The organism is Agromyces bauzanensis (genome assembly GCF_014645655.1).
GTDB classification, from domain to species: domain Bacteria; phylum Actinomycetota; class Actinomycetes; order Actinomycetales; family Microbacteriaceae; genus Agromyces; species Agromyces bauzanensis.
Genome location: NZ_BMMD01000044.1, coordinates 1 through 6,484, shown reverse-complemented (window position 1 = coordinate 6,484; position 6,484 = coordinate 1). Strand labels below are relative to the sequence as shown.

Annotated in this window: 5 protein-coding genes and 1 pseudogene; all 6 read left to right on the top strand. The window is 63.6% G+C overall.

What is annotated here, in order from left to right:
- Positions 1-381: 381 nt before the first annotated feature.
- Positions 382-1,128, top strand: a complete 747-nt coding sequence (locus IEX31_RS19720) for a DUF4232 domain-containing protein (RefSeq protein ID WP_373285552.1) — start codon at positions 382-384, stop codon at positions 1,126-1,128.
- Positions 1,129-1,473: 345 nt separating this feature from the next.
- Positions 1,474-2,064 (top strand): hypothetical protein, encoded by a 591-nt coding sequence (locus IEX31_RS18055; RefSeq protein WP_188744784.1) that lies wholly within the window; start codon positions 1,474-1,476, stop codon positions 2,062-2,064.
- Positions 2,065-3,506: 1,442 nt separating this feature from the next.
- Complete coding sequence (locus IEX31_RS18050) at positions 3,507-4,103, top strand: hypothetical protein (protein ID WP_188744783.1); 597 nt, start codon at positions 3,507-3,509, stop codon at positions 4,101-4,103.
- A 71-nt stretch (positions 4,104-4,174) separates the two neighbouring features.
- Positions 4,175-4,654, top strand: coding sequence for a hypothetical protein (locus IEX31_RS18045; protein WP_188744782.1), 480 nt, complete (start codon positions 4,175-4,177; stop codon positions 4,652-4,654).
- Between the two features lie 25 nt (positions 4,655-4,679).
- On the top strand, positions 4,680-5,057 hold the full coding sequence (locus tag IEX31_RS19715; RefSeq protein WP_373285551.1) for a peptidoglycan-binding domain-containing protein: 378 nt from the start codon (positions 4,680-4,682) through the stop codon (positions 5,055-5,057).
- Positions 5,058-6,083: 1,026 nt separating this feature from the next.
- Positions 6,084-6,262 (top strand): annotated as a pseudogene (locus tag IEX31_RS19160) (integrase core domain-containing protein); the annotation flags it as partial.
- Between the last annotated feature and the right edge of the window lie 222 nt (positions 6,263-6,484).

Sequence of the window (6,484 nt, the reverse complement as noted above, 5' to 3'; positions counted from 1 at the left end):
GAACTCCTGCGTGAATCGCCTACGCGATACGGACATGCTGCTCTCTCTTCCAGTAGCACCCTCATCGTAAGAGGGCCCACCATCCGAAATCAGCGCGGCAGGTCAGGGAGCTCTCTACCCACGCAGTGAGGTCATAAGGTGCCGTTCGGAATGTACGACAGGTTCTGCTTGGTGGTCGCGATATAGGCGGTCCCTGCGTTGCTGTGCTCCAGCGAGTATGTGCCATCGACGAGTGAGGTGGTCACGCGCTTGCCTGACAGCTTGGAGCTTGTCGTAGTTCTCAATCCAGCCCAGCCGAAGCTGTCGTACCCTGCTAGGACGTCCCACCGACATCGACCATCGACCTGAAGCGAGACGGAGTTGAATCCATATGACGCCGCAATGCCCGACTGTAACATCGCCCGCGGATCCGGCGGCGATCGACCTGCGGCCACCCAATTCGATCGATGTCAGCGGGTACCTGCCGGCAGCAGAGAGCAAACCAACCGCATGAACCATCAGGACAACCAAACCCAGCAAGGTCGCAGGACCGCCCCGCTGCCATTTCTTCTGTGCCTCCTCACGGTCTCGGCAGTCGCGACCTTGACAGCGTGTACACCGTCCAACACACAGCCATCGCCGCCCGCACCATCTGCCACGCTCGCCGCGCCCACTCCGACGCCGTCCGAGGATGGTCCATGCCAAAACCACTTCACCGCGCAGATTGAGTGGGGAACTGATTCGGCCGCTCCGAACAGCGCGTACATTACCCTCACCAACGCTGGCGAAACGGTTTGCACCCTAACGGGATTCCCGAGCGAAACGGCATTTCTCGGCGACTCCGGGCCGATCGAAACTCTGGGCTACGAGAGCTCACCAACGGCCGACGCGTACGGCCGAGCAGGCGTGGCCGTGACCGTCCCTCCCGGGGGACACGCATACATTTGGGCCAAAATCTCGCAAACGGCCAACCGGGAGACCCCATGCGAGTTCCCTGTCGCCACGGCCGGTGTCACTTTGGTACTGCCCGGAGGGTCCGCTCCGGTTGTCGCGCCGACCCACGCAGAAGTGTGCCTCGACACGGACTCGGATGACCTCCAGGTCGGCCCTGTTGATTCACAACCCCGACCCGCTTCAGCCGGAGGATGACGGCAACAGTACGGTTGCGTGTGGCTCGCCAGACATGTGACGTGCGGTGGAATGGGCGCTTCCCTGTGCTTCGTCCTGGACTGCGGTTCCTTCCTCTCGACCGCGGATTCGGCGAGGACTACGACTTGCGCGGCGCCGGCTGCCACCCGTTAGGCCGTCCACGTCAGCCGCCCAGACAATGCGAATCAACGCCTCCCGCAACATGCCAACGAAGGACGCGTTCTTGGAAATCGCAGACGTCAGTAGCCGGCTCCGCCAACGGGACGTTCGCAGGCCGATCGGGTGTGGGCGGCGGCTGCCGTTTCGGTTCCTGCCACGAACCGTTTGGAGGGTGAGGGTGAATTCATGCAGTTCGCCGGTGTCATTCCTGAAGACGGCCCTGACCCGCAGCTCGAGATTGACGCGCGGGTACGGTCCCTTCCATTCGCCATCGTCGGGCTGGAACCCCAGCCGACGCTAGAGGATGCCGGACTCGTGAGCCCACAGGAGTCCGGTGATCAGCGAGGGCCGTCGCAAGTCAGTGCCGCGCTCAGCTACCAGTTGTGGCGCAACCCGGCCGACCGTGAAGACCCGATCATCCTTGTCAAGTTGGATGAGGCGAGTCGGGCCGCGATCGAGCACGAGCCACCGTGGCCGCGGCCGGCCTGGCTGGTCGAGCGTGCGCAACGTATGCGATACCCGCTGCTCTGGGAGACGGTACGCACGACGTGGAACCGTGACGCGTCGGGGGACACGACTGTGCAACGCCTGCTCGTCGAGCACACGAACTACATCCTGATGAACCAATACCGGGAGCCGCTCGGGCTCGAACCCGGCCCGACCATCGTCGACGGGGCCATGGAGCGTCACCAGTCCGCCGTGAACAGCGTTGCGACGGCCCGCCTGGATGGTATGGAGGTGCCGGCAGCGGAGATCGACACAGACCCGTTCGTATAGGCGGTTGGGCTGACGATCAATGCCCACCTCGCCGTCACGGCGGTCATCCCACGTAAGCACCTCGACTTTGTTCGGGTCGCATTCGCCAAGCGAGTCACGCCCGAGTAGCTGCCCGCTGAGCGATCCCGAGTGGTCGGCGGCGCTACTGCGGGCCGACGACGGTCCCAACTCCGCTCTCGGTGACGAACTCGCCGATCTGGGTGGTGCCGTGGCCTCGTAGACCGCGACGGTGAAGGTCTTGCCGGCGCGCTCCTCCTGCCACCGAAATGCGTCTTCCGGTGAGGTAATCTCGCGGGCGGCGGAGGTGCCGTCGGCTTCTTCGAGTTCGGCGCGGTGGACGTAGCCTTCGCGCCCGTTCGTGGCGACGACGGCGATCAGGTCGGGGCTGCCGTTGGGGTTTTCGGCACCGTACGTCTGTCCGGACTTGTTCGTGGCCCAGTCGGTGAGTTCTTCCTCACGTAGGCGAGGGTGATCTCCCATCCGGCGTCCGTGTCGGCAATCAACGTGAAGGCCCCGTTGCGCAGCACGGTGATGGGGAACGGCCCGAACGCCCGGCCCTGTTCAGTGCCGGCGTCCGCATCAGTGCAGGTGAGCGCAGCTCCGCCGGCGCCGAGCTCGAAGGTGCCTGCCGTCAGGCAGGAGATGTCGACCCACACTCCGGTCGCTGACCCCGGGAGCCCGCCCCGAGATCGATCGCCCTCGTCCCGCTTCCGGTGACCGTGAGCTCCTCGGCCACCGTCGAGGTGACCAGTGCGCCGGGCTGGTTGAACAGGTCCGCGGCGGCGAACGTGGCGTCGCCGGCTAGCAGCACGCCGAGGGTGCCTCCTGGTGATCCACCGCCAACGACGGACCCGGGCCTGCGCCTGGGGCGAGTTCGGCGCGGCTCACGAGTTCGGTGCGCAGAGCCTGACGGAACTCCTCCGAGATCACTGGGGCTATCATCCGACCTCCTCACCGATCGTGCTCGCGAAGAGGCAAGGGCGGGGCGAAGCCTCGCCTTCGCCCCGGACAGGCTAGTGCGGGGAGCGGATGCCGTGATGCCCACAGCGGCGGCGGCCTCGCTGGTGGAGTATCTCTCGACCGCGCGGTCAGCATCAGCAGCATATAGTTCCGTCCGCGGCGGCGACCGCAGCTGCGCCGCGAGATCCCCATCGACCGTGTCAAGCATGGGAAGGTCCGCGAACGCAGCCGTCTCGGCCGACTCGGTGTGCTCGCCGCGAGGGCAGCGAACCGAGCAGGGCCCGGTAGCGGCGCCGGGATCGGGCCAAGCTGCGGGCGCACTTGGTGAGGAGATCCTCGGTGCACTCCTGGACTCACTGACGGGCGCCCACATTCGAATCGTTTGGACGGATGTATCCAAAGACCCATAGATCTGTTCCTGCGCGGACGGATACGGTCTTGAGCATAGGGCAGCGGGTGGACGCTAAGAGAGGCGAGGAACCATGAACATCAGCAAACGGGCTGCGGTACTCGTGGCTGGCGCAGTGGTGATCTTTGCCGGGGTGAGCTTCAGTGCGGCCTTCGCTTCCGGCGTACGTGCCGAAGACGGGTCCACACGCACCGAACAGACCCCAGCAAGCCCAGCCTCAGCGAAACAGCTCTCCACTCCGACAGCGCAGCCCGCTTCTCCTGCGGCAGTGGCATCCTCAGTCGCTCCTCCAAACGGAAGCTCCGGCGTCAGCGACGGCGTCCCGTTCTATGACGCGAACAGCGACCCGACATCGATCCAATATCCGACTGAGATGACGGAAGAAGAACTGGCTCGTGCACGGAGTTGGGTCGAGATGATGGATCTCACTGCAAAATGCATGGCGACGAAGGGATACCCCTTCGAGTACACCCTCTGGTGGGACATCCCGATCACGGATCCTTCAGCAGACAACCCGCTCCCGGAATCTCCAGCGAAATACGGCACTCCCGCCTATGAGGCGCTCTACGGCGATCCCTTCGCCGACGACTACGACCCCCAGACTGGCGCGGGATGCGATGGCGAGGCGCGTTCTCAATTGACGAACAAGGAATTCGCTCCGGCCAATTGAGGCTCGAGAACTCGAGATCTACTACACGCTGGCTACCTGCCGAGCGATTCCAACATTCATTGCGAGGGACGATGCTGCTCAATCGACGTCAACTGATGATTTCTGCCGCCGCGGTCGTAGGCGGTGGCATGCTTGCACAAGGGGCAACGATACCCGCGAGCGCGATGGTTTCGACCATCCGAACCGACGCCTGGGGCGTAACGCTCAGGGGAGCATGGACGGACACCTCCAGTATTGCTATCCCTTCTTCCTTCGACGCCGCTCGTGCGGCCAACGCTCGATCCTGGGTACGCCAGCAGGTCCGGATAGCGAAGGCTTTGGCTGAAGTCGACGAGGAGTACACCTTCGTCTACTTCTGGGAACGATCGCTGGAAGAGAAACCACTCACCGCGTCTGCCCGGGTCGATAGCCCTGCTGGTCGAGCACTCTACGGGGAAAGCTTCGCGGCTGACGATGCGCAGTTGAGAGCGAAGGCAGGAACCTATCGCTGGGAATCGGCGGGGGTTGTCGGACGCATAGTCCATGAGACCGGCTTGGACACAGCAAACTAAAGCACTTACGACTTGGAGAAATTAGATGACTACATGCAGTGAAGCACACCAGCAAACTGGCGTGATTCGTGAGAACGAGCGCAACGGCGTGTACCCAGGAAGTCCGTACACGGCTGACTGGATTCCAACAGTTGCCCATTGGCAGGAGAACTTGAACTGCGGCGGCTTCGGGTATTCAGGGCCGGCGGACGGCATCTGGGGGTACAACTCGCGCAAAGCGGCGCAGGTCCAAGCGCGGGGTTTCGGCTATCAGGGTCCCCTCGATGGCGTTTGGGGTGTAAATACGTGGAAAGCGATCCAGGAAATGGCACGCCGGTACGGTGGATACCAGGGTCCCATCGATGGAGATCCCGGACCGAACACCTGGTACGCCCTGTGGAACTACTTTCGACCTCACCTCTGATATGCAGGCCGTTCCTGTCAAGTAGACCAGTTGAGGCGCCGTCCGGATTCGTTCCGGGCGGCGTCTCTGGGTTCGATGGGCCGTGCGTGGGGGTCAAGCCTGACCCCGTCTTAGATCCGCCTCTTCTCAGGCGCGCCGGCTCGCACAAGTCGATCCGATGCCCTCGATGCCGCCTACGCGCACTCGTGGGACAAGCTGTGCCTGCGCGCGGCCCGCGAGCAAAGGCCGACGTCGTGCTCGACCTCGACGAGGCGACTTGGTTACATCGGATTGGTTGGCCTGGGTTTGTTCCTTTCGGTTTTCTTCGTCCGGTAGGGGCCGAGTGGGCCGAAGGCGGCAAGCGGTTGGACTTCCTAATCGATCCGTCATATGACGCGGCAGCCGTCACGTCATACGGTGACGAATTGTCAGTCGCGCCGGAGGACGAACCGCATGCTGCGCCGGCGATGCTGAATGTTCGTCTGGTGTCGAGCCCTCCCATGTCGGGAGTTCGAGCGGGCTCTCCGACAAGTCCGGTAGAAACGAGCGGACCTGCGCTGTGGCGAGGATAGTTACGATCGATTCGGAGCCGAGGCCGGCAGCAGCCGGCTAGCAGCATCCACCTCCGTGGTCGCCGCTCCGTCCTAAGGCGTTACCTCAGCCCTCATCTGTGAGTGTTCGTGGGTGCCGCCAGCCCCCCGCACGCGGCGATCGCGAACGAACGTCACCGGGGCCGCGACTGCTGACGGTGGTAAAGAAGGGATGGCGGAATCGCCACCCCCTCTGCCTGAATTGGGGGAGTGGGACTCAAAGATATGTTCCCAAGTCGGAGGGGTGGGAACGAACGAGCGGTATGGGTCTGACCTCACCGATGACGTGGCTCGCATCGTGGAGTCATGGCCCCGCGAAATGGCCCACGACACGGGTAGTGCGCTCGTACGCAGGGCTGTGCCACCCCTCCCGTTATATCGGAGGGGTGGGGAACAGCGACTCGGCAGGTCGAGACCGCCGGCCGGCTCGGTATGCTCGCATCGACCGTACGGGTAGATCGAACGCTTCCACCGCACCCTCGCCGACGGTGGGCCTTCGGCCGCCATTACAACTCCGAGTCAGCCCGCCGCAACGCGCTTCCGGCCTGGCGCCATGCCGACAATCACCATCGGCCCCACACCCGCATCGGCAAGGTCCCACCCATCACCCGGCTGACCAATGTCCCTGGGCAGTACACCTTAGGCCATAAGGCCCAACTCCCGTGCCCGGTTGACTGCATCAAGTCGCGACCTCGCGCCCAACCTCGTAAAGGCGTCGCAGAGATGCCGCTTGACTGTGCCGGTGCTTGGCGGGTAGCGCTTCTCGGTACCGATAGTCCAGCGACCTGGTGTGTTATCTCGTGACATCGTGGACACTGGATCTCGTCACTTCGTAGACGCTGGATCTCATGGCTTCGT

Excerpts from the sequence above, each read along its gene's own strand:
- IEX31_RS18050 (WP_188744783.1), top strand. The coding sequence starts at position 3,507 with ATGAACATCAGCAAACGGGCTGCGGTACTCGTGGCTGGCGCAGTGGTG.
- IEX31_RS18045 (WP_188744782.1), top strand. The coding sequence starts at position 4,175 with ATGCTGCTCAATCGACGTCAACTGATGATTTCTGCCGCCGCGGTCGTA.
- IEX31_RS18055 (WP_188744784.1), top strand. The coding sequence starts at position 1,474 with ATGCAGTTCGCCGGTGTCATTCCTGAAGACGGCCCTGACCCGCAGCTC.
- IEX31_RS19715 (WP_373285551.1), top strand. The coding sequence starts at position 4,680 with ATGACTACATGCAGTGAAGCACACCAGCAAACTGGCGTGATTCGTGAG.
- IEX31_RS19720 (WP_373285552.1), top strand. The coding sequence starts at position 382 with ATGCCCGACTGTAACATCGCCCGCGGATCCGGCGGCGATCGACCTGCG.